Source organism: Actinoplanes hulinensis (assembly GCF_019429605.1).
Lineage (GTDB): Bacteria > Actinomycetota > Actinomycetes > Mycobacteriales > Micromonosporaceae > Actinoplanes > Actinoplanes campanulatus.
In genome coordinates, this window is sequence record NZ_JAHXZI010000007.1 from 217,965 (window position 1) to 242,652 (window position 24,688).

General features: G+C 70.0%; 30 protein-coding genes. 7 read left to right on the forward strand and 23 right to left on the reverse strand.

Annotation, left to right across the window (positions count from 1 at the left end):
• Window positions 1–527: 527 nt before the first annotated feature.
• Window positions 528–830, reverse strand: coding sequence for a hypothetical protein (locus tag KZ829_RS15225; RefSeq protein WP_220144548.1), 303 nt, complete (start codon window positions 828–830; stop codon window positions 528–530).
• A gap of 213 nt (window positions 831–1,043) precedes the next feature.
• On the opposite strand from KZ829_RS15225, the gene KZ829_RS15230 reads away from it, so the two are divergent.
• The gene (locus KZ829_RS15230; RefSeq protein ID WP_220144549.1) at window positions 1,044–1,487 is read left to right on the forward strand and encodes a hypothetical protein; all 444 of its coding nucleotides are present in this window, start codon (window positions 1,044–1,046) and stop codon (window positions 1,485–1,487) included.
• Between the two features lie 25 nt (window positions 1,488–1,512).
• Entirely contained in the window at window positions 1,513–2,079 is a 567-nt protein-coding gene (locus KZ829_RS15235) for a hypothetical protein (RefSeq protein ID WP_220144550.1), read from the forward strand.
• 10 nt (window positions 2,080–2,089) lie between these two features.
• Here KZ829_RS15235 and KZ829_RS15240 read toward each other — a convergent pair whose 3' ends face one another.
• From KZ829_RS15240 to KZ829_RS15285, 10 genes are all read right to left on the reverse strand, one after another.
• A complete protein-coding gene (locus KZ829_RS15240; RefSeq protein ID WP_183221245.1) occupies window positions 2,090–2,290 on the reverse strand; it encodes a hypothetical protein in 201 nt (66 codons plus the stop codon).
• A 42-nt stretch (window positions 2,291–2,332) separates the two neighbouring features.
• Entirely contained in the window at window positions 2,333–2,560 is a 228-nt protein-coding gene (locus tag KZ829_RS15245) for a hypothetical protein (RefSeq protein ID WP_220144551.1), read from the reverse strand.
• Window positions 2,561–2,819: 259 nt separating this feature from the next.
• The gene (locus KZ829_RS15250; protein ID WP_220144552.1) at window positions 2,820–3,686 is read right to left on the reverse strand and encodes a hypothetical protein; all 867 of its coding nucleotides are present in this window, start codon (window positions 3,684–3,686) and stop codon (window positions 2,820–2,822) included.
• On the reverse strand, window positions 3,683–4,624 hold the full coding sequence (locus tag KZ829_RS15255; RefSeq protein WP_220144553.1) for a hypothetical protein: 942 nt from the start codon (window positions 4,622–4,624) through the stop codon (window positions 3,683–3,685). Before KZ829_RS15255 ends, KZ829_RS15250 begins: the two co-directional genes overlap by 4 nt.
• Window positions 4,625–4,949: 325 nt before the next feature.
• Entirely contained in the window at window positions 4,950–6,137 is a 1,188-nt protein-coding gene (locus KZ829_RS15260; protein ID WP_220144554.1) for an ABC transporter permease, read from the reverse strand.
• Window positions 6,138–6,186: 49 nt separating this feature from the next.
• Window positions 6,187–6,861 carry an ABC transporter ATP-binding protein gene (locus KZ829_RS15265; protein ID WP_220144555.1) on the reverse strand — a complete coding sequence of 225 codons (675 nt, stop codon included), beginning with the start codon at window positions 6,859–6,861 and terminating at the stop codon, window positions 6,187–6,189.
• Window positions 6,858–7,889: an efflux RND transporter periplasmic adaptor subunit gene (locus KZ829_RS15270; protein WP_220144556.1), complete on the reverse strand. Its 1,032-nt coding sequence runs from the start codon at window positions 7,887–7,889 to the stop codon at window positions 6,858–6,860. The genes KZ829_RS15265 and KZ829_RS15270 overlap by 4 nt, the downstream gene beginning before the upstream one ends.
• Complete coding sequence (locus KZ829_RS15275) at window positions 7,889–8,380, reverse strand: hypothetical protein (protein WP_220144557.1); 492 nt, start codon at window positions 8,378–8,380, stop codon at window positions 7,889–7,891. Before KZ829_RS15275 ends, KZ829_RS15270 begins: the two co-directional genes overlap by 1 nt.
• A gap of 25 nt (window positions 8,381–8,405) precedes the next feature.
• Window positions 8,406–9,584 (reverse strand): sensor histidine kinase, encoded by a 1,179-nt coding sequence (locus KZ829_RS15280; protein WP_308285497.1) that lies wholly within the window; start codon window positions 9,582–9,584, stop codon window positions 8,406–8,408.
• A 13-nt stretch (window positions 9,585–9,597) separates the two neighbouring features.
• Window positions 9,598–10,251 carry a response regulator transcription factor gene (locus KZ829_RS15285; protein ID WP_220144709.1) on the reverse strand — a complete coding sequence of 218 codons (654 nt, stop codon included), beginning with the start codon at window positions 10,249–10,251 and terminating at the stop codon, window positions 9,598–9,600.
• Between the two features lie 74 nt (window positions 10,252–10,325).
• On the opposite strand from KZ829_RS15285, the gene KZ829_RS44880 reads away from it, so the two are divergent.
• Window positions 10,326–10,550: an ATP-binding cassette domain-containing protein gene (locus KZ829_RS44880; RefSeq protein ID WP_372453869.1), complete on the forward strand. Its 225-nt coding sequence runs from the start codon at window positions 10,326–10,328 to the stop codon at window positions 10,548–10,550.
• On the opposite strand, the gene KZ829_RS15295 is transcribed toward KZ829_RS44880, so the two are convergent.
• On the reverse strand, window positions 10,526–10,990 hold the full coding sequence (locus KZ829_RS15295) for a hypothetical protein (protein ID WP_220144558.1): 465 nt from the start codon (window positions 10,988–10,990) through the stop codon (window positions 10,526–10,528). The two genes, KZ829_RS44880 and KZ829_RS15295, sit on opposite strands and share 25 nt — an antisense overlap.
• Window positions 10,991–10,999: 9 nt before the next feature.
• Complete coding sequence (locus tag KZ829_RS15300) at window positions 11,000–11,977, reverse strand: trypsin-like serine peptidase (protein WP_220144559.1); 978 nt, start codon at window positions 11,975–11,977, stop codon at window positions 11,000–11,002.
• 381 nt (window positions 11,978–12,358) lie between these two features.
• Here KZ829_RS15300 and KZ829_RS43960 point away from each other — a divergent pair, with 381 nt between their 5' ends.
• The gene (locus KZ829_RS43960; protein ID WP_281428131.1) at window positions 12,359–12,490 is read left to right on the forward strand and encodes a hypothetical protein; all 132 of its coding nucleotides are present in this window, start codon (window positions 12,359–12,361) and stop codon (window positions 12,488–12,490) included.
• Window positions 12,491–12,509: 19 nt separating this feature from the next.
• Here the strand turns inward: KZ829_RS43960 and fahA are convergent, their stop codons facing one another.
• Genes fahA through hppD form a run of 4 tightly spaced genes read right to left on the reverse strand, consistent with a single transcriptional unit; the run spans window position 12,510 to window position 16,896 of the window.
• Window positions 12,510–13,718: a fumarylacetoacetase gene (gene fahA, locus KZ829_RS15305; protein WP_220144560.1), complete on the reverse strand. Its 1,209-nt coding sequence runs from the start codon at window positions 13,716–13,718 to the stop codon at window positions 12,510–12,512.
• Window positions 13,715–14,479, reverse strand: coding sequence for a hypothetical protein (locus tag KZ829_RS15310; protein WP_220144561.1), 765 nt, complete (start codon window positions 14,477–14,479; stop codon window positions 13,715–13,717). The genes fahA and KZ829_RS15310 overlap by 4 nt, the downstream gene beginning before the upstream one ends.
• Window positions 14,476–15,672 carry a homogentisate 1,2-dioxygenase gene (locus KZ829_RS15315; RefSeq protein ID WP_220144562.1) on the reverse strand — a complete coding sequence of 399 codons (1,197 nt, stop codon included), beginning with the start codon at window positions 15,670–15,672 and terminating at the stop codon, window positions 14,476–14,478. The genes KZ829_RS15310 and KZ829_RS15315 overlap by 4 nt, the downstream gene beginning before the upstream one ends.
• 18 nt (window positions 15,673–15,690) lie before the next feature.
• The gene (hppD, locus tag KZ829_RS15320; protein WP_220144563.1) at window positions 15,691–16,896 is read right to left on the reverse strand and encodes a 4-hydroxyphenylpyruvate dioxygenase; all 1,206 of its coding nucleotides are present in this window, start codon (window positions 16,894–16,896) and stop codon (window positions 15,691–15,693) included.
• A 154-nt stretch (window positions 16,897–17,050) separates the two neighbouring features.
• On the opposite strand from hppD, the gene KZ829_RS15325 reads away from it, so the two are divergent.
• Window positions 17,051–17,509: a MaoC family dehydratase gene (locus KZ829_RS15325; RefSeq protein WP_220144564.1), complete on the forward strand. Its 459-nt coding sequence runs from the start codon at window positions 17,051–17,053 to the stop codon at window positions 17,507–17,509.
• Here KZ829_RS15325 and KZ829_RS15330 read toward each other — a convergent pair.
• From KZ829_RS15330 to KZ829_RS15340, 3 genes are all read right to left on the reverse strand, one after another.
• A complete protein-coding gene (locus KZ829_RS15330) occupies window positions 17,491–18,702 on the reverse strand; it encodes an RNA polymerase sigma factor (RefSeq protein WP_220144565.1) in 1,212 nt (403 codons plus the stop codon). The genes KZ829_RS15325 and KZ829_RS15330 overlap by 19 nt on opposite strands.
• Window positions 18,699–19,070 carry a YciI family protein gene (locus KZ829_RS15335; RefSeq protein WP_220144566.1) on the reverse strand — a complete coding sequence of 124 codons (372 nt, stop codon included), beginning with the start codon at window positions 19,068–19,070 and terminating at the stop codon, window positions 18,699–18,701. Before KZ829_RS15335 ends, KZ829_RS15330 begins: the two co-directional genes overlap by 4 nt.
• Before the next feature lie 81 nt (window positions 19,071–19,151).
• Complete coding sequence (locus KZ829_RS15340; protein ID WP_220144567.1) at window positions 19,152–20,387, reverse strand: alpha-amylase family glycosyl hydrolase; 1,236 nt, start codon at window positions 20,385–20,387, stop codon at window positions 19,152–19,154.
• Window positions 20,388–20,513: 126 nt separating this feature from the next.
• Here KZ829_RS15340 and KZ829_RS15345 point away from each other — a divergent pair, with 126 nt between their 5' ends.
• Complete coding sequence (locus tag KZ829_RS15345) at window positions 20,514–21,674, forward strand: serine hydrolase domain-containing protein (RefSeq protein WP_220144568.1); 1,161 nt, start codon at window positions 20,514–20,516, stop codon at window positions 21,672–21,674.
• A 118-nt stretch (window positions 21,675–21,792) separates the two neighbouring features.
• Here KZ829_RS15345 and KZ829_RS15350 read toward each other — a convergent pair whose 3' ends face one another.
• From KZ829_RS15350 to KZ829_RS15360, 3 genes are all read right to left on the reverse strand, one after another.
• Window positions 21,793–21,954 (reverse strand): hypothetical protein, encoded by a 162-nt coding sequence (locus KZ829_RS15350; protein ID WP_220144569.1) that lies wholly within the window; start codon window positions 21,952–21,954, stop codon window positions 21,793–21,795.
• 11 nt (window positions 21,955–21,965) lie between these two features.
• The gene (locus KZ829_RS15355; protein ID WP_220144570.1) at window positions 21,966–22,124 is read right to left on the reverse strand and encodes a hypothetical protein; all 159 of its coding nucleotides are present in this window, start codon (window positions 22,122–22,124) and stop codon (window positions 21,966–21,968) included.
• 215 nt (window positions 22,125–22,339) lie between these two features.
• Entirely contained in the window at window positions 22,340–23,509 is a 1,170-nt protein-coding gene (locus KZ829_RS15360) for a helix-turn-helix domain-containing protein (protein WP_220144571.1), read from the reverse strand.
• 204 nt (window positions 23,510–23,713) lie between these two features.
• On the opposite strand from KZ829_RS15360, the gene KZ829_RS15365 reads away from it, so the two are divergent.
• Window positions 23,714–24,682 (forward strand): DUF1152 domain-containing protein, encoded by a 969-nt coding sequence (locus KZ829_RS15365; protein ID WP_308285498.1) that lies wholly within the window; start codon window positions 23,714–23,716, stop codon window positions 24,680–24,682.
• The last annotated feature ends 6 nt before the right edge of the window (window positions 24,683–24,688 follow it).

A 24,688-nucleotide genomic window follows, 5' to 3' on the forward strand; every position in this document is an offset into this window, starting at 1 on the left:
CCCGGTTGTCCAGGACCAGTCCCGCACGCAGCCGGCCCTCCCATGCTGGCGGGTACGCACGATCGGGTTGTCGAACACCCGGGTGGGCGCACACGGAACACGCCTCGTGCGCGGCCACCACGGCAACCGACCAGGTAAGCGACCACGACACCGCCACCGCGTGCACCCACCCACCCGTACGGAATCGCGACCACCGGCCCACGACGACCGGCGCTACGGCCGGGAGGGGCAACCCGGGTGCCTGGCCGGCAAGACCATGACCACCCGCCCAGCGTGACCCGTCGTTCAGCGTGACCGACGGCTGGGCGGCGAGCCGGCAACGGCCGTGACCGGCGGCACGTGAAGAAGTAGCGGTCGGCCCGGCCCGCCCGAGCGCCGATCTCCGCCCGGCGGGGGCGGCACAGGCCGGAGCGGGCAGCGAGATCGCGCCGACCGGACGGGACGGCCCTGATGAGGCGGGGCGAGGTCACGCGTACCAAAGGAAGAAAGCGGAAGCGGAACGCGGACCTCGACCCCCGAAGCTCTTTCTAGAACGGCTCGCCGGCCACGCCGCTGTAGCCGTGCAGCTCGTACTTCCCGGCGAGTTCGAAGATGCCGTCGAGGTAGCTGAGCATCCGCAGCGGCAGGGTCAGCAGGACGTACCGGTCGCCGGGGCCGTCGCCCGGTTCGAGCACGTCGACCAGATCGGGCCAGCGCTCGAGAAGCTCGCCACGGAAGACCGCGACGTCGGGATGCGGCTCGAGCGCGTCGGCGACCCCCTCGGCCAGGGCGTCGTAAATCTCCGCCGGGTTGCCGCTACCGGCCTTCCAGAACGCGAAGTCACTGCTCACCGCATCAGGCTAGCGGTAGGGAGTGGACATCACGCCATAACACTTTTGTCATTCGCCCGACCGAACGAGAACGGGGACGATCGATGGCCGCCCTCCGCCTCCGGCCGCGGCCTGCCTGAAGATCGCCTTAAGGAATCGACAGCCCCGCATGGAGGCGTTATGGTGCTCACGGCATGGGAGCGCTCCCACTCCCCCATCCCCATGGAGGTTTTCATGCGCAACGCCATCATCCTGCTCGCCGGCGGGATCCTGCTCACCGCGACAGCCTGCGGCACCGCCGCCGACACCGCCGCACCAGCCGGCAGCGCGCCGGTCGTCGCCCCGGGTATCGCGACCGGCTGTCAGGCGCTCGCCGCAGCATACGGGGCCAACATGGCGCCGTTCGCCAAGGCGCTCACCGAATCGGTCTCCGACCCCAAGGCGGTTTCCAAGGCCCAGCAGGCCCTGGCCAGCTTCGCCACCGCGATCGACGACGCCACGAAGGGCAGCGAGGACGCCGAGTTGCGTACCGATGGGAAGAAGGCCGCCGAGCAACTGCGCACCAAGTCGGGTGACGCCAAGTTCTTCCAGGCCATCAAGACGCCCGAGGACGTCGACAAGACGATGGGCCAGAACCTGACCGAGTGGCTGTCCCCGGTGCAACGCCACTGCCAGTGACCGTCCGGGCTGGCATCATGGCGAGATGGCGACGAACGCCCGGATCAAGCCGATCGAAACCGCCACGAACCGCGGCTGGGACGACTGGCTGACGTTTCTGGCCGGCATCGGCGCGAAGGACCTCAGTCACCGGGCCATCGCGGCAAAGGTGCACAAGGAGCTGGACGCCACCGGAATCGTCTCGCCCGGCTGGTGGGCGCAGTCGGTGACGGTGGCGTACGAGCAGCACATCGGCCGCCGGCAGGCCGGCCAGCGCGCGGACGGCACGTTCGAGGTGAGCGTGAGCCGGTCCACCCGTCTCGGCATGGCCGCCCTGATGGACGCGTGGACCGGGTTCGCGGCGGCGGACCCGCCCACCGCCAGGCTGTTCGCCGCCCCGCCCCGGGTGAGCGGCACCGAGCGGCGGATCACCTGGCGGGCCAAGACCCCGGACGGTACGGCGATCGTCGTCACCAGCGAGCCCAAGCCGAACGGCACGGCATCGCTGGTGGCCACGCACACGCGCCTGCCCTCGCCGGAATCCGCCGCCGAGGCCCGGCAGACCTGGACGGACATCCTGACCCGCTTCCTGGGGTCGGCCGCGGCCCGCTGAGCCGGAGCGGTCAGGCGGGTTCCGGGACCGCTTCGGGCTCGTCCGGGACGGGCTGGTCGGGCACCGGTATGGCCGGGACCGGATCGGGCGGCGGCGGGGGCAGCGGGTCGGGGCTGTCGGGAGACAGTTCGCCCGGGTCGTCGGGGATCGGCGCGCCCGGATCGAGGGGCGGGTATTTGTCCGGATTTGATGGGATGCTTGCCATGGGCATCGGGTGACCTCCTTACGATTTCGCCCGATTCTGAAAGATCGCCTACCCGCCCACGGCGCCCGGTAAACGGCTGACCGGAAAGGTCACCATGGCGAGGGCGAGGACCGGCGGGATCTCCTTGCCGATCTGGCCGAGCAGCAGGCCGGCGAGCCGGTCGCCACGTCGCCGGGGCGGAAATCCGGCGCCGCTGGTGAACATGGCCAGGTCGTAGTCAAGCGCCGGAACGCTGTCGACGGCGGCTCTGGCCGCGGGGGCGCTCCTGCCGCGCATCCGGGACGCCTGAACGCGATGTGGCGGCGAGGCCGTCCTCGCCGCCACATTCAGCACCAAAGCGACTGGTCACCCAGCGGAACCCTCACCGCCACGACCGACGCTGCGCTTTCCCATCGTCATATTTTGCCCCCACACCACAGCGGGCGATCTCGGCCCTTCATCGCCCCGTGAGGCCGCTCGTGCCGATCGCCCGAATTGCGGGCCTCCGGCCCGTTGCCACCGGGAAGCCTAGCGCAGGGGTGACGAAATTGCGGATCTAACACCCGTTTCGGTTCATGCGACTCGGCGGCTCAGCATTGACCGATCGGCCCCAATCGACTCGCAGCCCGAATTCGTAGCGCGTCGGCGCAGTCGGCTGGTCGGCTCGCCAGAGCACCGACCAGTTGCCATCCGAATCCAATTCGGCATCACTTACCGTGCCGCGCCGATTACGCTCCTCTACCGAAACCGCGACCGCCGGGGAATCAAAAATGAATCGAATAGTGAATTCTCCGATGTCGATCGACCTGACGTCGTATCGAAAGACATCGAGCCCTACCGATCGAAGTGGATTCCAGAGCCCGTTCGGAATAGCGTAATTGATCTCCCACCGCAGTTCGTCGCGCCCGGCGGCGGCGGGCGTGAAGTGAACGATGCCGCGCCCGTCGATACCGATGCCGCTGGGCATCCAACTGGCCTCGACCGGCGCATTGAGAACGCGGAGAAGCGGATTGGGTGAGACCTTCTCGTTCTCCGAACCCACGTACGGGGAGATGAGCGTCAGTTTGCGGTGGTCGAGAGGGCGGGAGAAGCGGGTGGAACGCAACTCGCGAACATGGTCCTCGTCGGCGGTCGAGCCCACCCGGAGGGTGAGGTCCAGATCCTCGACGAAGAGCCGTTCCGGATCGTCGGGCTCACTGACCCCGCTCTCGGGACGGCGCCGGGGCCGCACCGCGACGAGCAGTCCGGCGCCGAGCGACACCAGGCACAGGACCAGCAGTGCCACCCGTGGGCCCGCGCTCACCCCGACCACGAGCAGAACGTTGAGGATGGTCACTACGACCGGAACCGCCCATGAGGCCACCGTCGCCGCCCGCGACAGCCGGCGACCGGGCCCGCCCGGCAGATCAGGGTTCGCCATCATGCCGCGCCCTCCCGCTTGATGAGCTTCAAGGACCAGCTGATCGGATTGACAGCGGAGCCTCCCACGCCCGGTAGACCGGCGACGTCCCGCACGGTGTAGCGGTAGAGACCGGCGTCGTCGTGCTCGAAGGTGACCTCGTCGGGCAACCGCTGCGGTTCGAGAAGGCTGCCCAGCGACGCCGGCACCCGGAAGACGAACGTCAGCGATCGCACCGGGCTTCGGCGCTCGGACTCCTCGTCGAGGCCGATGGCCGGTGGCGCCCAGGAGAACTCCTGGTAGCCCTCACGCCGCAGCGGGTCCCAATAGCCCGGCGACCGATAGCTGGCAGACCATCTGACCCGGTCCTTCGGTGGGGCGAAGAGAACGAGCGCACGAGGCGGATTTCCCGGCAACCGAATCTCGACGGCCGCCTGCGGCTCGTGCGCGAGATCCGGCTTCCGGGTCAGGAGCAGCCTGATCTTCTCCCAGGTCAGATTGTGGTTGGGGCCGCGGTTGAGGGCTTCGAGATGAAACCAGTGCACGATCGACCCCTCCGCGGCCTCCGTGACATGGTGCTCCTCGATGCTGTCGCCGTCGGCATCCTCGCCGATGTTGAAGACGATGGTTCGGTCGTCGCGATACGGCCGGTAGCCGGCGAACGTGCCGTCCAGAGCGTTCCTGGTGCGCTCCACATCGGCTCGGGCCCGGTCCAGATCGGCGGCGGCCATCGCGGATTCGCCGGATTCACCGTTGAGAATGAGCTGGTAGGCGACCGGAAGCAGGCTGGCCGCCGCAATGAAACCGAGCGTCACCAGGCCTTCCGTGGTGAACCGATCGAATGAGGCGATCTGGATGACGGTGGCGGCCAGCCCGCTGATGGCCATGAAGGAGGGTCCGGCCAGCACGACGCCCCGGAGAACACGCTTCGAGCCTCGCTTGCGGCCGGGGCCGACCGTCATCGGGCCGGGCCCTGACAATCCGAACCGCGAGCTTCTCGAGCATTGCCCGGCCCTCCGGCTCCCCCGATGTTTCGCGAAACACCCTCAGAACTACGCATTAGTATGAAGTCTACGAAGAGGATGAACCAGGCGCATAAGTCGGAAATGCTGCGTAGTGACTATGTGGACCCGATTATCCGGTTGCCCTATGACCCCCATTCCTCACCATCGCCGCTGGTCACACGACGCGAAATAAGATCAGCGAAAAATGCTCGACAATCGCCCGTCACCCATACGAGGGCCCCGGGCAGGACGACGATTACATCGTCCGGCGTACCCTTGATCGTCACGGATTGGCGAGGGCCTCGGTGGGTGGGAGGCGGGCGGCGCGCAGGGCCGGGTAGAAGCCGGCAAGGCCGCCGATCAGCAGGGTCGCGGCGACGCCGCCGGCCATCGCCCACGGGGGTACGACGACGGCCCACCCCTGGGTGGCGGCGAAGGCGGCCGTGATGCCGATGCCGAGGGCGACGCCGCCGGCACCGCCGAGCAGGGACAGCAGCAGGGCCTCGGCCAGGAACTGGGTGCGGATCTGGCCCCGGGTGGCGCCCAGGGAGCGGCGCAGACCGATCTCGGAGCGGCGTTCCAGGACCGAGATGACCATCGTGTTGGCCACGCCGATGCCGCCGACCAGCAGGGCCACGGCGCCCAGACCGAGCATCAGGGCGTTGAGCGTACGACGGGTCTCCAGCTGGGCTTTCAGCACCTCGGACGGGCGGGAGACGGTGGCCTCGCCGGGGTTCTCCGGGTTGGCGGCGGCGCCGAGCAGCGGCTGTACGACGGTGACCGCGCTCTGCTGCGGACGGGTGTAGACGGTGGTCGGGTAGCCGTCGAAGCCGAGTTCGCGTTCGGCCACCGGCCAGCCGACGAAGGCGCCGTAGTCGAGATCGGTGAGCAGGTCGTTGGGGGCCAGGATGCCGACCACCGTGAACCATCGGCCGCCGAGCCAGACCAGCTGGTCCGGGCCCGTCTCGTGGACGGCCAGGGATCTCGCGGCGGTCCAGCCGAGCACCACGGCCGGGTAGGCGGTGTGCGCCTCGGTGAGCCAGGACCCGGCGACGGTACGGGCGCCGGCCACCGTGGGCAGGTCGGTCCGGGCCGCGTAGACCACGATGCCGCCGGTGCGCTCCGCGGGGATGTGGTCGTTGCGGTAGACCCGTACGCCGGTGCGCCCGACGGCCGACACGCTGTCGACGTCGGGCAGCGCGCCGATCATGCTGACCGCCGTGGTCGGCAGGTGGGACTCCTCCTCGGCCGTGACGGTCAGCAGGTTGGTGCCGAACGAGCTGAGCCGCCGATCCAGTTCGTGGGTCGAGGACGCGGAGATGCCCATGACCCCGACCATCGCGGCGATGCCGATCGCGATGCCGAGCGCGGACAGGAACACCCGCAACGGACGTGATCGCAGGCCGTGCCCGCCGACCCGGATCACGTCGGCGACCGGCATTCTGGCCGGAACCAACGGCGGGACGCTCATGCCGACACCTCCGCCACGCGTCGGCGCCGCCCGGGCTTCATGACTGCGCTCATGCCCGTACCCCTGAAATGATCTTGCCGTCTTTGAGCCGGACCTGTCGCGGCAGCGAGGCCGCGATGTCACGGTCGTGGGTGATCACGACGATCGTCGTGCCGGCGTCGTTGAGGTCGCGCAGCAGCGCCATCACGGTCTCTCCGGATTGTGAGTCGAGGGCGCCGGTCGGCTCGTCGGCCATGACCAGCGGCGGATCGCCGAGGACGGCGCGGGCGATGGCGACCCGCTGCTGCTCGCCGCCGGACAGCTGATGCGGCAGGTGCCTCATCCGGTGACCGAGGCCGACCCGGTGCAGCGCCCGCTCGGCGGCCTGCCGCCGGAAGCCGCGTGACCGGCCGGTGTAGAGCAGCCCGTCGGCGACGATGTCGATCGCCGGCACCCCGCGGGCCAGGTGGAACTGCTGGAAGACGAAACCGATGGCACGGGCGCGCAGCACCGACAGCTCCCGGTCGCTGAGCGCGCCGACGTCGTACCCGTCGATGCGCAGCGTCCCGGTGGTGGGCCGGTCGAGGGTGCCCATGATGTGCAGCAGGGTCGACTTCCCGGAGCCGGACGGGCCGACGACGGCGAGCAGTTCCCCGCGGTCGATGCGCAGGTCGGCGTCGTCGAGGGCGAGCACGTCACCGTACCGTTTGGAGACCCCGGACAACTCGACGACGGGTGTGGTCATTCCGGCACCCCCACGGAGATGCCCTCGGTGACGCCGTCGCCGGAGATCTCCACGTAGCCGCCGGAGAACAGCCCGGTCTTGACCGGCAGATACTCGCCGCCGGTCATCACGGCATAGCCGCCGCCGGACCGGGCGACCAGAGCCGTGACCGGTACGGCGAACACGTCCTCGCGGGTCTCGGCGGCGAGAATCACCTGGACCGACGCCACCTGGTAGCGGCCCAGCTTCTTCTGCTCGGGCACGGCGAGTTCGACGGGCAGGGTGGCGCCACCCTTCTCCTGCGAGGTGGGTGTGCCGATGTCGGTGACCCGCGCGGTGACGCCTGTGCCGTCGGGCAGTTCGACGGTCGCCGAGGTGCCGTCCTTGACCAGGTCGGCGTAGTCGGTGTCGAGGTCGACGGTCACGACGAGGGTGGTGCCTGTCCAGCGCAGCAGCACGCCGGACGCGGCGGCGCCGGTCTCGGTGGCGATCTCGGCGACGCGACGTGCCCCCGATGACACCACGGCGTCGCCCGGGTCGACCCGGCCGGATTCGGTGCGGCCCAGGTCGTCCTGCCAGTCGCGGACGGCGGCCGCGGTCGACGAGGTGTATGCGGCGTCGACCGTGAATCCGGTGTAGCCGAGGGCATGGAGGTTGCGTTCCAGCTGCCGGACGTCGGCGCCCTGGCTGCCGGTGGACAGGGTGCGGTAGAGCGGGATCGTGCCGTAGAGCAGCGGGACCCGCCGCTGGTCGAGGCGGTAGACGGTGTCGCCGCGTTCGAGGACGTCACCCTCGCCGGGCAGCCAGGTGACCATGCCGCCGCCGGTCAGGGGCGCCTGCACCCCGGTGGTGTCGCCGAAGCCGAGGTCGCCGCTGACCTTCTCGGTACGGGTCAGGGTGCGTTTCTCGACGGTGGCGGTGGCCGGTGGCCCGGCGAGCGCCACCTCGGCCGGGTCGCCGTCGCCGCCCAGCATCCCGGTGCCGGCGGCGACGGCGATCACCGTGACGCCCAGGGCCGGCAGCACGAGCAGGGTTCGTTTCGGGGCCATCAGTCCAGGTCCTGGATATGCGTGTTGCCGCCCGGGTCTTGGGAGTCGCAGGCCTCTCTGGCGTCCTTGAATTCCGAGGAGTGGGAATCGATCCCCGTACCGGTGAGAACTATTTTGACGGTGTCGCCCTCGACCTCGGGGTCGGGGAAGTTCGGCAGCTTTCCGCGCATGCATGTCGTCCAGGCGGTGACCTTCGCCGGATCGACGGTGCCGCCGCCGTCGTCCTCGCCCTGCGGTTGTTTGTCGCGGCAGGCCTCCTCCGCCTTTCTCAGCACCGCGTCGTCGACCTTCGGCAGTTCCTGGCTGACGCCGTTGTCCTCCCGCACCGGGTCGGGGGCGTTCGGGATGCCGTTCTCCCGCAGGCATTTCGTGTAGTCCATCGCCTGCTGGAACATGTCCTCGTCCGATCCGCCCGGCATCGCGGCGCAGCCGGAGAGCAGCGTTCCGCACAGCAGCGCGGCGACTGTCCAGGTCTTTCTCGTGTTCGTCATGCCGGGATTTCTACGCCCCGGCCGGTCACACGGCGGGCACATTCTCCGTCGGGAAAGAGATGGTGACGGCGAGCCCGCCCTCGGGCCGGGCGCGCACCGAAAGCTCGGCGGAGTGGGCGGTCGCGATGGCCGCCACGATGGACAGGCCCAGGCCGTGGTGGCCGTCGTCGGCGATCCGGTTGAGCCTCTGGAACGGGGTGAGCAGCCGGTCCACCAGCTCCGGCGGCACCGGTGGCCCGGTGTTGGTCACCGTCAGGAAGCAACGGCCGTCCTCGGTGCCGGTCGTCACGTCGACCCGCCCGTCCGGGACGTTGTAGGCGATCGCGTTGTCGACCAGGTTGGCCAGAAGCCGTTCGATCAGCACCGGATCGCCGGCGATCCGGGCCGGTGCCAGGTCGGCCACCACGGTGAACCCGTGACGCCGCGCGAGGGCGCGTGCCACGTCTCCGGCCAGTCCGGACAGGTCGATGCCGTCCCGGCGGTCCAGGCCGCGTTCGCTGGTCGCCAACACGAGCAGCGATTCCAGCAGGCGCGCCTGTTGCTCGCTGACCGCCATCAGCTCCTTGAACCGCTCTCGGAACGTGTCGGCCGTCGCGTCCGGGTCGATGACGGCCTCTTCCAGCAGGGCGTGTTCCAACGTCAGTGGGGTACGCAGCTCGTGTGCCGCGTTGGCGACGAACCGCCGGTGCGAGTCGAGGGCCGATTCCAGTCGCCCGAGCAGGCCGTCGACCGTGTCGGCGAGGTTCTTCAGCTCGTCACGCGGGCCCGGAGCGTCCAGGCGTTCGTGCACGTTGTGCGCCGAGATGCGCTGGATGGTGCCGGTCATGGTCTGCAACGGGCGCAGCAGCCGTCCGGACACCACCCAGCCCAGGCCGATCGAGATGACCGACATGACGCCGAGCGCCACACAGCCTTGTACGACCAGCAGGTGCATGACCTCGGCCTTCTCCATCCTGACCTGCTCGCGGGCGGCCGCGACCACCTGGCGCAGATCCGCGGGCAGGTCGGAGTCCGGCGGCGCGATGTCGCCCAGCACGACGGCGGTGATGATCTCGCGGCCGTCCGCCGACCTCTCGACAGACAGCGAGGAGGCGCCCCGGTTGTAGGCGACCAGGGCGTAGGTGATGGTCAGCAGCAGTGCGCCGGAGAACAGGAAGAGCAGGCCGTACAGCAGGGTGAGCCGCAACCGGACCGTCAAGGCCACCAGGGTTCCCCTCTCAGATGCGGTAACCGGCGCGGGGCACGGTCTCGATGACGGGTGGCTCGCCCAGTTTGGCGCGCAGCCGGTTCATGGTGGCCTTGACCGTCGTGGTGAACGGATCGGCGGCCTCGTCCCACACCCGTTCCAGCAGTTCCTCGGCGGACACCACCCGGCCCCGCGCGGTGAGAAGGTACTCCAGGACGGCCAGTTCCTTGGGGTTGAGCGGCAGCCGCTGCCCGGCGCGGGTCGCGACCCGCCGCGCCGGATCCAGCGTCAGGTCACCGTGCGCCAGCGTGGGCGGCACGGCGGGCTGGCTGCGGCGGCCCAGGGCGCGGATCCGTGCGACGAGTTCGGCGTACGCGAAAGGTTTGGGCAGGTAGTCGTCGGCGCCCATGGTGAGGCCGAGCACCCGGTCGGCGAGCGTCCCGGCCGCCGTCAGCATGAGCACCCGGGTCCGCTGCGGTTCGCGCATCAGCTCGCCGCACACCTCGTCGCCGTGCACACCGGGCAGGTCCCGGTCGAGGACGACGACGTCGTAGTCGGTCTCGGCGGCGCGTTCCAGAGCGACCGTCCCGTCGTAGGCGACGTCGACGGCCATGCCCTCACGGCGCAGCACCCGGGCCACCGAGTCGGCGAGGCGGATCTGATCCTCGACCACCAGGACTCTCAACACGCCACCTCCGCCGTTCGCCGCCAGCCTACGACCTGGGCGGTCACACGGCTGTCACAGCGATTTCCCGGGTTTTGCATCCGCACTCGGATCCGAGGCGTGGGGCCCTCGACGGGCTCTCGCTGACCGTCCGCGCCGGCGAGGTCTTCGGGCTGCTCGGCCCGAACGGCGCCGGCAAGTCCACCACCGTCAAGATGGTTGCTGGCGGCGGTCGCGATGCTGCTGCTGTCGACGCGCACGTTCCGCGCGTACCAGAAATCGGTCTGAGAAAGACTCAGGTGAAGGAGACCGTGGCGTAGCGGCGGCCGTCGGCGTCGGTCACAGCGACGGACGCCACCTCGGCCACCGGGACCGCCGCGGTGCCGTCGACCGTGACGCCCTCCAGCGTGTGCGTGCTCGATCCGATCCAGGCCCCGGCGGTCACCTCGGTGCCGCCGGTGGTCCGGACGACGATGCGGTACTCCCGGGCGGGTTGAGCGGCGATCACCGTTGAGCTCAACCGGATCCAGCCCTGCTCGGCGACGATCCGCACGGTCAGCCGGACGGAGCTGCCCAGGTCCGTGGTGGTCCGGACGATCGGTGACGCGGTGGGCGCCGGCGGGCGGGGTGACGGCAGCGGGTGCGGTGGTCTCCGGCGCGACGTGGCGACCACGGCGATCAGGATCACGACCACCGCGACGACGGCGATGACGGCCACCGCCCGCAGCGTGTGCCTGCCGTGGTGGCCGTCATCCGTCATTTCCGCTCCTCAGTCCACTTCGTGGTAGAGATCAGCCACGTCGTCGTCGAAATAGGGGCTCAGCGAGTAATCGAAATCAACACCGGCGCGGGATGTCAAACCGATGACATAGCCCAGAGAATTGGAGTAATTGTAATCCTCCAGCCATGGCCCGCCGCTCGCGCCGCCGGTGAGAATGCAGCCGACGTAGACGTACGAGTCCCACCAGCTGCCGTCGTAGGTGGTGACCTTGTCGCAGTAGTAGGGGACGTCACCCGGGTAGCCGTCGTCGGCCGGGTAGCCCCAGACGACGACCGTGTTGTCGTAGCCGTTGTTGACCCGGAGCCCGTTGGCGCCGACCACGTCGGCCACGTTGCCCCGGTCGTTGGCGTAGAGGTTGACGAATCCGTAGTCGTAGTCGTCGTCGGAGTCGTCCGACCACGCTGACCAGATGGTCCAGCTGCTGGCCCAGAAGACGCCGTACGGCTGGGAGTCGCCGTAGAGCTGCGGGACGAAGAAGGCGTCCACGAACGCCCAGTCGCCGCCCTCGCCGGAGTGCAGGCAGTGCGCCGCGGTCATGATCAGGTTGCGCTGACCACTGTTGACGACCGAAGCCGAGCACCAGCCCAGGACGGAGTCGTCCGCGGTGATGGCATACATCCGGCCATGTGTGGCCGGGGCCGGCAGGGCAGCCGTCGTCGCCGAGCGGGGCGCGGCGGCGGGCGGCGCGATCGTACGGGCCGGGGCCGTGAAGTCCTTGGTGCGTTTCTGCGTCGTCGGAAGGGCCGGCGAGTACTGGATCGGCTTGGCGGTCTCGATCGCCTTGTCGATCCGTGCCTTGGTCCACCGCGCGCTGCGAGTGGCCACCTGGGCGGGCTCGGCCCTGGCGCTGAGCCGTTCGAGTTCCGGTTCCGATGTGGGCGCCGCCGTGGCCGGCCCCGTCGGAGCGGCAAGCGCCACCCCGGAGCCGAGCAGGACGGCCACGATGATCCCTCTTAACCGCTGCAAGGATTCCCCCTTGTGCTGGTTTCGATGGCACAGGAAGGGGTTCCGGCGTCGCTGCCGATCTCCCCGTGATGTGAGCCGCGCATGCGCAGGGCAACCCTAGACATCGAGGTTTAGCGATGTCAAACGGGCTATCAGAATTCCGATTTAACAATCGTGAAAGTCAATGAAAAAGTGTTGGCTGGGCCACATTCGGGTCGACCCGCACCACCGCAGCACAACCGCCGGCCAAGCCGGTCCAGAATGATCGGGCCCGCGAGGAACACGCTGGGCTGCGTTGGAGCCGCCGTCGATGACGGTGACTGATGCTCGTATTCGTGGGCTGCTCCGGAATCCGGCGGCACCGGTCGGGGCGCTGACCCGGATCCGGCGGTCCGGCAGGCGATGGCCGCGTGCCCGCGCCTGCCGGTACCCCGGATCGTCGCGCTGCTCGACGACCCGGAACTGGCCGAGCACGCGGCCGCCAACCCCGCCCTGCCCGCGGCCGAGATGCAGCGGATCGCGGGCCCGGCCTGAGGCCGGTCCCGGCGGCTGGTCAGATCGGGGTGGCCGCCGCGATACGGCCACGGACCGTGCCGAGGCCGATCAGCGTGCCGGACGGGCCGGGGGCGGTCGCGGTGATCTCGACCTCGTCGCCGTCCGCCAGGAACGTGCGGACCGAGCCGTCCGGCAGGATGATCGGCTCCTGACCGTTCCAGGACAGTTCGATCAGGGAGCCGGGGTCGCCGCCGCTGATCGTGCCGGAGGCGTACAGGTCTCCGGTGCGCAGCGAGGCGCCGTTGGCGGTGAGGTGGGCCAGCATCTGCGCGCCGGTCCAGTACATGCCCGCGAACGACGGCCGGGCCACGACGTGGCCGTTGAGCCGCACCTCCAGGCGGATGTCCAGACCCCACTGCGGGGTCTTCTCGTCGTCGAGATAGGGCAGGAGCGGCACGGTCCGGGCCGGTGGCGCGACCCGGGCGTGTTCCAGGGCGGCCAGCGGCACGATCCACGGCGAGACCGAGGTGGCGAACGACTTGCCGAGGAACGGGCCGAGCGGCACGTACTCCCAGGCCTGGATGTCGCGGGCGGACCAGTCGTTGACCAGGCACACGCCGAAGACGTGCTCCTCGAACGACTCCAGCCCGACGGGTCGGCCCAGCGTGGAGGGACGGCCCACCACGTACCCCAGCTCGGCCTCGATGTCGAGCCGCTGTGACGGACCGAAAGCGATCTCACCGTCCGGGGTTCGGCGCTGGCCGCTGGGGCGTACCACCTCGGTCCCGGACACCACGACGGTCCCGGCCCGGCCGTGGTAGCCGATCGGCAGGTGCTTCCAGTTCGGGGTGAGCGGGTCCTGCCCGGGCCGGAACATTCTGCCCAGGTTGGTGGCGTGCTGCTCGGAGGCGTAGAAGTCGACGTAGTCGGCGACGGTGAACGGCAGGTGCATGATCGCGTCGCCGGCCGGAATCAGGTGGCCGCCGAGCAGGTCCCGGTACACCTCGTCGGACAGCCAGGTGGTCAGCGCGCCGCGCAGCGTCGCCCACACCCGCGGGCCGGCCGCGAGCAGCGTGTCCAGCGACGGCCCGGCCACCGCGCCGGCCAGTTCCGGGGCGAGACGGCGGCAGGCCGCCGGCAGGTCGATGATCTGGTCACCGACCGCGACGCCCACGCGCGGATGCGGGTCGGCCGCGGTGTGGAACACCCCGTACGGCAGGGTGTCGACGCCGAACGGGTGGCCGGCCGGAATGTCGAGCCAGGTCAACGCGGATCCTCCAGTAGACCGAAACGCAGCAGGCCGTCGACCGGCTCGCTGATGCTGCACGTACCGAAACTGACGAAGTGGTGCCGGACCGCCTTGACCAGGACCTCGTCGATCCCGGCGACGGCGGCCGCGACCCGTTCGCCGTCCTGGTCGGCCAGCGCCCGTTCGATGTCGTAGCCCTGGAGGGCACGGGCGGTCGCCAGGATGACGTTGAGGTAGCCGTGGTGCTCGAACCCGGTGGCCGGATCCCGGTGCCGGACCGGATCGTGCAGCCCGGCGGTCAGCTTGAACGCGAGACCGCCGCGCACCGCCGCCCACAGGGCACCGGCCAACCGCGCTTCGCTGGGGAACGCGTCCGCGCGTACCCCTCCGGTCCTGATCTTCAATCGCTGGCCGGCGTCACGCAGGGCCGCGACGCGCGTCGCGGTGATCTCGTCGCAGGCGATCTCGTGGTACGCGGTGAGCGTGCCGCCGTAGGCGGACGCGGCCGGGCCCTCCACCGCGACGATCTCCACCGAGGGGTGTTCGGGCAGGTCAACCCCGAGATCGGGGACGACGAGCGAGACGCGCAGGGGCGGCCCGCCGGCCGTGGCGGCGACCAGTTCGTCCCAGCGGGCCAGGGAGCAGATGAACGGGCCGAGAAGCGGCGCCCACCCGGATTCCGCCCGCTCCCGATGGGCCCGAACGGCGTCGGCCATCGGCAGATTGCCGGGCGGGAAGATCGCGGCGTCGTCGAACAGGCCGGTGAACAGCGGGTTCATCGGTTCTTCGCCCAGGTCCAGGCGTAGACGCCGTCGTCGCAGAGACGCCCGGCCTCGCCCAGGCCCAGTGGCCGGAACGTGTCGACCATGACCGCCAGTTCGTCGAACCGCTCGGCGCCCAGGCTGGCCTCGATGGCGGCCGGCTGCGGGCCGTGCGAGTGGCCGCCCGGGTGCAGCGACACCGAGCCGATGTTGATGCCGGAACCCTTGCGGGCCTCGTAGTCGCCGCCCACGTAGAACATGACCTCGTCCGAGTCGACGTTCGAGTGGTAGTAGGGAACCGGCACCGCGAGCGGGTGGTAGTCGACCTTCCGCGGCACGAAGTTGCAGATCACGAAGTTGTTGCCCTCGAAGACCTGATGCACCGGCGGCGGCTGGTGGACACGGCCGGTGATCGGCTCGAAGTCGTTGACGTTGAACGCGTACGGGTACAGGCAGCCGTCCCAGCCGACCACGTCGAACGGGTGGTGCGGCAGCACGTGCACGGTTCCGGCCAATCCACCCGGCCCGTCGCCGCGATGCTTGATGTAGACCTCGACGTTCTCCCCCTCGACGACATGAGGAGCCTCGGGGGTACGCAGATCGCGTTCACAATACGGCGAATGTTCGAGGAACTGCCCGTACCGGGACAGGTAGCGCTTCGGTGGCGCGATGTGGCTGTTCGCCTCGATCGCGTACAGCCGCAGCGGAACGTCGCCGGACGGCACCCACCGGTGGGTGGTCGCCCGCGGCATGATCACGTAGTCGCCGGCCCCGACGGTCAGGTCCCCGAAGATCGTCTCCACGACGCCGGAGCCCGCCTCGACGTAGACGCACTCGTCGCCGGTCGCGTTGCGGTACAGCGGGGAGGCGGCGCCGGCCACCACGTACCCGATCCGGACATCGGCGTTGGCGAGAACCAGACGCCGGTCCCGGATCGCGTCACAGGACTTCCACTCCTCGCCGTCGAACAGCTCGTGCAGTTTGAGGTGCCGGGGCAGCAGCGGCTGGTTCGGCTCGGTCGACTGGTCGGGCAACTGCCAGAGGCGGGCGCCGATCACCGCCGACGGAACGTGCCGGTGATACAGCAGCGACGAGTCGGAGGAGAACCCCTCCTCCCCCATCAGCTCCTCGTAGTAGAGCCGGCCGTCACCGTCGCGGTGCTGGGTGTGCCGTTTGGCCGGGACGTCGCCCGCCCTCTGGTAGTGCGCCATGGGACCCTCCCGATCAGGTCAGAAGTTGCCGCGCTTGGCCTGCTCGCGCTCGATCGCCTCGAACAGCGCCTTGAAGTTGCCCTTGCCGAACCCGAGCGACCCGTGCCGCTCGATCAGCTCGAAGAAGACGGTGGGCCGGTCGCCGATCGGCTTCGTGAAGATCTGCAGCAGATAGCCGTCCTCGTCCCGGTCTACCAGAATGCCGCGCTTCTGCAGCTCCTCGATCGGGACCCGGACATTGCCGATCCGGGCCCGCAGCTCCGGGTCGGAGTAGTAGGAGTCCGGCGTCGCCAGGAACTCGACACCCTCCTCGACCAGCGCGTCGACCGCCTGGAGGATGTCGTTGGTGGCCAGCGCCAGGTGCTGCGCGCCCGGGCCGCGGTAGAACTCCAGGTACTCGTCGATCTGCGACTTCTTCTTGCCGACCGCCGGCTCGTTGAGCGGGAACTTGACCCGGTGGTTGCCGGACGCCACCACCTTGCTCATCAGCGCCGAGTAGTCGGTGGCGATGTCGTCGCCGATGAACTCGGCCATGTTCGTGAAGCCCATGACCCGGTTGTAGAAGTCCACCCACTGGTCCATGGCGCCGAGCTCGACGTTACCGACGATGTGGTCCAGCGCCTGGAAGATCCGCTTCGGCGCGCCGGGACGCTTGCGGTGCGCCGAGGTCCGGGCCACGAAACCCGGGAGGTACGGGCCGGTGTAGTGCTCCCGGTTGACCAGGGTGTGCCGGGTCTCGCCGTACGCGGCGATGGCGGCGATCCGCACGGTGCCGAACTCGTCGGAGACGTCGTGCGGCTCCTCCAGCACGGTGGCGCCCTGTGCGCGGGCGTGCTCGACGCACTTGTCCACGTCCGGCACGGTCAGCGCGATGTCGGCGATGCCGTCACCGTGGCGGGCGTGGTGGGCGATGATCTCGCTGTCCGGGTCCACGCCGCCCTTGATGACGAACTTGATGGCGCCGCTCTTGAGCACGTACGCCATGTGGTCACGGTTGCCGGTCTCCGGCCCCGAGTACGCGATCAGCTCCATGCCGAACGCGGACTGGAAGAAGTGCGCCGTCTGGGTGGCGTTGCCGACCGCCCACACGATCGCGTCCCACCCGGTGACCGGGAAGGGGTCGCCGGCGGAGTCGTACTCGACGAGCCCCACCAGCTGCTTGAGGGTGGCGAGGTCCAGCTCGGCGAGCTTCTCCTCATCGGTCAGCGTGTCGTTGACAGACATCCTGCTCCCTTCACCGCGGGCTGCTGTTGACTCGCAGCCTGCTCAAGGGCAGTGGGCTGCGCAACAAGTCCATCCGGAGACGAGCAACCTGCCCAGATCCCTTAGGTTGGAGCCCGGATCACTGCACAATCTGCCCACTGTTCTGAGGAGCCGCATGACCCGCTTCACCGACATCGACGATCTGCTCGGCCGGACCGACCTGGGGGTGAGCGGCTGGCACCTGGTCGACCAGGACCGCATCGACCGGTTCGCCGAGGTGACCGGCGACCATCAGTGGATCCACACCGACCCGGAGCGGGCCGCCCGGGAGAGCCCGTTCGGCGGCACGATCGCCCACGGCGCGCTCACCCTGTCGCTGTGCATGACGTTCCTGACCGAGGTGGTCCAGGTCGACGGCGTCTCCCTGGTGGTCAACGGCGGCTTCGACAAGGTCCGCTTCCAGGCGCCGGTCCCGGCCGGCGCCCGCCTGCGCGGCCTGGTCACCCTCCGCGAGTCCCGGCGCATCGACGGCGGCGCCCGCCTGGTGGTCCGCACCCGGGCCGAGATCGAGGGCTCCACCCGCCCGGCCTGCCTCGCCGACCAGGTCCTGGCCCTCTACAGCGGCCCCGCCTGACGCAGGCGGCGGGCCCGGGACACCAGGTGACGCTGTTCGGCGAGGCTGGCCGTGGCCTTCGCGGCCCGGTGGTAGCAGTCGTGGGCGGCGGTGCGGTCGCCGGAGCGTTCCAGCAGGTGGGCGCGGACCGACAGGAGGCGATGGTGGCGGGCCATGCGGTCGTCGCCGTCCAGGGTGGCCAGCAGGGTCAGGCCGGCGGCGGGGCCGTCGATCTCGGCCAGGGCGATGGCCCGATTCAGGGTGACCATCGGGTTGGGGGCTATCCGCTCCAGGATCAGGTAGAGGGCGTGGATCTGGCGCCAGTCGGTGCCGGCGGCGGTGGGCGCGTCGGCGTGGGTGGCCGCGATCGCCGCCTGCAACTGGTACGGACCGAGCGCCGACCCGGCCAGCGACGCCTTCGCCAGCGCCATGCCCTCGGCCACCTGAGCCCGGTCCCAGCGGGTGCGGTCCTGCTCGTCGAGCGGCACCAGGTCACCGGAGCTGGTGGTGCGGGTGTCCCGGCGCGCGTCGGTGAGCAGCATCAACGCCAGCAGCCCGGTCGCCTCGCTGTCGTCGGGCAGCCGAGTGTGCACGAGCCGGGTCAGCCGGATCGCCTCCTTCGCCAGGTCGGCGCGGATCAGGCGGTCACCGGCCGACGCCGTGTAGCCCTCGTTGAAGATCAGGTAGAGGACGTGCAGGACGACCGTCAGCCGTTCGGCGCCCGCGGGCGGTGGGAACGAGCTTCCGGCGGCCCGGATCCGCTGCTTGGCACGGCTGATCCGGGCCGCCATGGTCGCCTCCGGCACCAGGAACGCGCGGGCGATCTCCGCGGTCGTCAGGCCACCCACCGCCCGTAGCGTCAGCGCGGTCTGCGACGCCGGGGTCAGCGCCGGATGGCAGCACAGGAACAGCAGCAACAGCGTGTCGTCGGTGTCCGGCACCTCCGGCGGCGTCTCGGCGGAGACGGCCGCCTCCCGTACACGGCGGGCCTGCTCGCTGCGCACCTGGTCGACGAGCCGCCGGGACGCGACCGTGGTCAGCCAGGCGCGCGGGCTCTCCGGCACACCCTCGGCCGGCCATTGCGTGGTCGCGGCGAGAACGGCCTCCTGTACGGCGTCCTCGCAGTCCTCGAAACGGCCGTGCCGACGGACCAGCGCGCCGAGGACCTGTGGCGCGAACTCGCGCAACAGGTCCTCGATGGCCGGTTCGGTCACGCGTCGAGGTTGCCGTCGGCGAACATCACCTGGCGCACCTCGACACCGAGGCCCTCGATGGCGGCGTCCGGGATCTTCGCGGCCAGGGCGAGGGCGCGCTCCCGGTCCTCGCAGTCGACCAGGTAGAAGCCGCCGAGGAACTCCTTCGCCTCCACGTACGGGCCGTCGGTGACGACGGGCGCCTCACCCCGTACCGAAACGACCGCGGATTTGGAAGGGTCGGCGAGGGCGAGCGTGGTGATCAGCTCGCCGGACGCCTTGATCTCCTCCATGAATTTTCCGTGGCCGTCGCCGATGGCCGCCTTCTCCTCGTCGGTCAGGGCGTCCAGCACGGCCGGGTTGATGTGCAGGCTGATCAGGAAACGCATCGTCCTTCTCCTCTTCGGGGTTCGGTTCCGCCCGGTAGTCGGAGCCGCCCCCGTCGTCTTGACGTCCTCCCCGGAGAAATCTCAGCCGAGAATCTGCCAGCCGTGCGCGGGAACGGTCCCGGGCGTGCCGCCATCACCCTCCAGCACCCGCAGCCCGGCCACGTCGATGTCGAACGTCGTCTCGGTGTCACCGACGTTGAGCAGGGTGATCAGGCGGTTTCCGGGTGCGGTGGAGACCAGGGCGGCGGCCGTGTTGGTCAACGACAAGGATTCGGTACGGGCATGCGTGAGCCACGGGTGGCGACGGCGCATCCCGATGAGCCGCTGATGCAGGCGGTAGGTCGGCCACCCGTACGCCGAAAGATCCTCGGGTTTGGCCGGAAAGAGTGGGCGGACGTCGTCGTCGCCCCCGGCACGATCCTGCTTCACGCCGCGGTAGGCCTGCTCGTCGCCGTAGTAGACGCTCGGCGCGCCGCCCGTGGTGAACAGCACGGCCAGGGCATGGCCGAGATGGCGTACGTCGTCGAGTCGGCTGGCGATGCGGGTGACGTCGTGGTTGCCGACGAACGTGAACGGGAGCCCCGCCCCGAGGATCTCACCGTGCCGTTCCAGGGCCCAGACCAGCTCGAACAGGTTGCGGTCGTTGAGGCTGCTCCAGATCGCCTTCCACAGCTCGTACTGGGTGATCGAGTCGAGGCCGCTCTCGCGCAGATAGGCCGGGTAGTCGCCGTGGATCAGCTCGCCGGTGAACCAGGCCTCCGGATGGCGCGAACGCACCCGGTCGACGACGGCCCGCCAGAACCGTGGCGGCACCGCGTAGGCGGCGTCCAGCCGCCAGCCGGAGACACCGCGGTCGAGCCAGTGGTTCATCACCCGGACCACGTGGTCGAGGACCTCGGGTTCGTCGTGGTCGAGGACGACCAGCGCGTCGTGGCCCTCGAACACCTCGAAGTCGTCCGGTCCCGGGCCGGTGTGCCGGAACCAGTGACGGGGTGCCGAGAAGCCGCGGCCGACATGGTTGAAGACACCGTCGAGCATCACCCGCACACCCCGCGACCGGGCGGCGGCGACCAGCTCGTCGAAGTCGGCGTCGTCACCGAGGCGCGGGTCGATGCGGAAGTGGTCGACGGTGTCGTAGCCGTGCGTCCCGGAGGCGAAGACCGGCCCGAGTTGCAGACCGTTGACGCCCATCTCGACGGCGTAGTCCAGCCAGTCGACGAGGTGACCGAACCGGTGGCCGGGACCCCGGTGCAGCCCGCCGGTGAAGCCGAGCGGATAGACGTGCCACCAGATGGCGTGATCGGCCCAGTTACTCACCCCGGTAAGGGTAACCGGGTGGGGTCAGCACCACCTTTGTCCGGGAGCTAGCCGGATGGGAATGATTCATGAACCTTCATACGGTCGGTGGGCAGCATTTCCCGCATCCGTATGGAGGGCATGAACATGCGCGTACACCTGCGTCGATTCGGCGCGGCCGCCGCTCTGACCGCGATCGCCGTCGGGGCCGCCGCGGCACCGGTCTCGGCCGCCACCCGGCCCGGCCCGTTGCCGGCCGCCGTCGACGATCTGCACGAGCTGGGCATCACCGGGGTGCAGGGGTTCACCCGGGTCGACGGGGTGGTCAGCCGGGCGCGTGCGGGGGTCGGCGACCTCGAGCGCGGCACGCCGGTGCCGATGGACGGCTATCTCCGGATCGGCAGCAACACCAAGACGTACGTCGCCGTGGTCGTGTTGCAGCTGGTCGGTGAGGGCCGGCTGTCGCTGGACGACACGGTCGACCGGTGGCTGCCGGGTGTGGTCGCCGGCAACGGCAACGACGGCCGCCGGATCACCGTCCGGCAGTTGTTGCAGCACACCAGCGGCCTCTACAACTACACCCGCGACATGGCCGGGCTCTTCACCGAGGAGGGCTTCCGGGAGCACCGGTTCGATCACTGGGAGGACGCCGATCTGGTCGCCCTCGCCATGAGGCACGAGCCGGGTTTCGCGCCGGGCGCGAGCTGGGACTACTCCAACACCAACTACATCCTCGCCGGGATGGTGATCGAGAAGGTCACCGGGCGGCCGTGGGAGTCCGAGGTCCGTTCGCGGATCCTGCGCCCGCTCGGCCTGTCCGAGACGTCGGCGCCGGGCGACCGGTCGACGCTGCCGCGGCCGCACGCCAAGGCCTACCAACAGTGGACGCCGGGCGCGGCGCTGACCGACGTCACGCGGTGGAACCCGACCGCGGCGAGCGCCGCCGGCGCCATGGTGAGCACGCCGTCGGACCAGGCGAGGTTCTGGCAGGCGCTGCAGGACGGGCGGCTGCTCGAGCCACGGCAGATGGCCCAGATGCACAAGACCGTCCTGGCCACCACCTACCAGGACTTCATTCCCGGAGGACGGTACGGGCTGGGCATCATGTTCATCCCCAACCGGTGCGGCGGGTACTGGGCGCACGGAGGCGACGTGCCCGGCGTCAGCACCGTCAACGGGGTGAGCGCCGACGGCGACCGGGTCGCGGTGATCGCGCTGCACACGCAGCTCGCCGACGCGGAGGCGGGGGCCGCCGTGCACCGGCGCACCCAGCGGCTGATGGACGACGTCATCTGCGGATCCGACTGATCGCCTCAGGGCTGTCGTAGGGACCGTCCGATCCTCGTCGCGGGCGGCTCCGCACCGGCGTACCAGAATGTGATCATGGACGGGATCACCTTGCGCCTCTGCCCCGGCAAGGGCAGGCTCACGGGGGAATGCCGGGCAGGTACCACTGACCCGGTGTGATCTCCAGGCGGTCGACCTCTTCGGGCGGCAGTATGCCGGTCAGCAGCTCGCGCATGATCGACGGCTCGCGCTCAGGCTCGACTGTTACATCTGGAACAGTCGACTGGTCGGTGCCGGGCACCTCCCACCACCTCATGACCGCGGCCGCCGAACCGTGCCGGATCCGGTCGGCGGCTGCTCGATGATGCGGCCGACCGCCCGCTCGTACTCGGCACGCTCGACATTCCGCCACGCGTGCGCGGCAGCGACCCGGCGTCTCCACAGCAGGTGTCGCACGATCTTGACGACCATCTCGTCGGTCCCCTCATGCAGTGTCGGGGGACGGCGGCATGCGCGAAACTTCACCTGACGGCCCCGCGCCCGCTGCCGTCATACCGTGGCGCCACCGCAGGGGACAACCCACCGGCAGTTCACGGCCATGTGCCGAGAGTGGCGGAACGATGGTCCGCTGAGAGAATCCGTGCGTCCGCAGGTCACGAGGCGGCGTCCGCAGCCCTGCGGACAAGTCAGTCGGCGACGCCCGGCCGGGCTGCCTCGGCCCGCTCGCTCAGCTCACGACCCTCAGGCGCCCCCGAATCCAGCACACCGCCCACCAGCTCGTCGACGCGCCACCAGTTCGATGGCACGATTCGCCCCGACTCGATCGCCGTCCGTGCCTCCGCGGCAGCCTCGTCCGGGCGGCCTTGCGGGCCGGAAAGCAGCGCCAGGCCGAGATCGAGTCGGGCGGACGCGATCCGCCGCGGCCGCGCACCCTCCGCTTCCAGTTCGGCGAGCACCTCCCGAGCAACCCGTTCGGCGGCCGGGTCGCCGGCCCACGAAAGGGTCGTGGCCGTGTAGGCGTGCATTTTCCCCGGGTCGTACTGGTAGTGGTGCTCCGGATGCTCCGGCGTGGGCCGGTGCTCTGCCATCCGCTCGACCCGGCCCAGCGCGTCGCGCATCGCGCCCTGGTCGCCGAGCCGCGCCCACGCCCGGCCCTCCTGGGCGGTCGCCTGCACGATTGCCGACCCGCTGGCCGGGGCGATCGCCTGTGCGTGCCGGGACAGCTCCACCGCACGTCGGTGGCCGCCGCGGGTCAAATGGTCCCAGGCCTGTGTCTCCAGGCACCAGGCGGCGATCTCGGGATGCTCCGCCTGGTCGGCGAGAGCGGCCGCCGTACTCAGGTGCGCGGCGGCCGTGGCCCGCTGCTGTAGGTCGATGTGCAGTGTGGCGCGTAGCAGCGACAGCCAACCGCCGGCGACCAGGAGACGCCGGTGTTGCTGCAGGGTCGTCCGGCCGGCGAGCAGTTGGTCGATGTAGCGCAGGTGGCGGCGCACCTTCGGGAGTAGCTCGGCGGGTGGGGTGGTGGCGTAGGACATCGCCATCCGGTCGGCGATCCCGTCGAGCCGGTCCAGGATGGTATCGGAGACGTCGGATGCGGCGGCTCGCTGCGCCAGCTCCAGCGCCTCGAACTCGCCCTCGACGTCATCGGGCGCCGGAGTGCGTAGCCTCGTGACGAGCCGTCCGCGGGCGTCGAGTGCCCGGTCGAGGGCGGCGGCGATCTCCCGGGTGGGGCGCCGCTGGCCCTTCTCCAGGTCGCTGATCTGGCTGGAACTCACGGTCGAGAGTGCGGCGAGCTGCCGGTAAGACAGCCCGCGCTGGTCGCGGAGTCGGCGAAGCTCACCAGCGAACTCGGTCAAAGCGTCACATCCCTGCTTGCGGTCAGGGGGCGGCGGCCGGGCCGCAAGACACCGGCCACCGACATCGACGGTACGCCATGGGCCAACGATCAGGCGGTCCGTGAGGAAGTAGGCCGATCAGGCCGATATGGCCGCCCGATCGGGTCGCCAGATTGCCGTCCGTACGGGAAGTCGTACCGCGGGCCCATCATTGATCATGGACGGGTGACGGACTTCGCCGCATCGCTGGCCACCCCTCCCATGTTCGCCGCGCTCTCCTCGGCCCGCCGCGTGCTGATCGCCGGCGCCGGCGGCGGCTTCGACATCTACGCCGGGCTGCCGTTGGCCTTGGCGCTGTGGAACAACGGCACCGAGGTGCACCTCGCGAACCTGTCCTTCTCCGAACTGGAGCTGATCGACCGGAAGAACTGGGTCTCCGAGCAGGTGGTCGCGGTGACCCACGAGACGACCACCCCGGACTGGTACTTCCCGGAGGGCACGCTGGCCCGCTGGCTGGCCAGAAACGACCTGCCGTCGACGGTTCACGCCTTCCCTCCGCTCGGCGTCCAAACGCTGCGGGAGGGCTACCGTTTCCTGATCGACCGCCTGGACATCGACGCGATCGTGCTGGTCGACGGCGGGACCGACATCCTGTGCCGGGGTGACGAGAACGCGCTCGGCACCCCGGTCGAGGACATCACCAGCGTCGGCGCGGTGGCCGGCATCGACCTGCCGGTGAAGCTGGTGACCTGCCTCGGCTTCGGCATCGACGCGTACCACGGGGTCAACCACGTGCAGGTGCTGGAGAACATCGCGGCGCTGGACCGCGACGGCGGCTACCTCGGGGCGCTGTCGATCCCCGGCACCAGCCGTGAGGCCGTGCTGTACCGCGACGCGGTCGCCGACGCCCAGCGCGCCACCCCGGACCGGCCGAGCATCGTCAACGGCCAGATCGCGGCGGCCGTCGGCGGCGAGTTCGGCGACGTCCAGTTCACCCGGCGCACCAGCGGCAGCACCCTCTTCGTGAACCCGCTGATGGCCATCTACTTCACCGTCGACCTGGACAAACTCGCCGCCCGCTGCCTCTACCTCGACCGGCTGGAGAACACCATCGGCAGGCGGCAGGTGATCACCCGCATCGAGGCGTTCCGCAACGAGGTGTCACCACGAATCCCGCGCTCCTACCCGCATTAGGTCGTG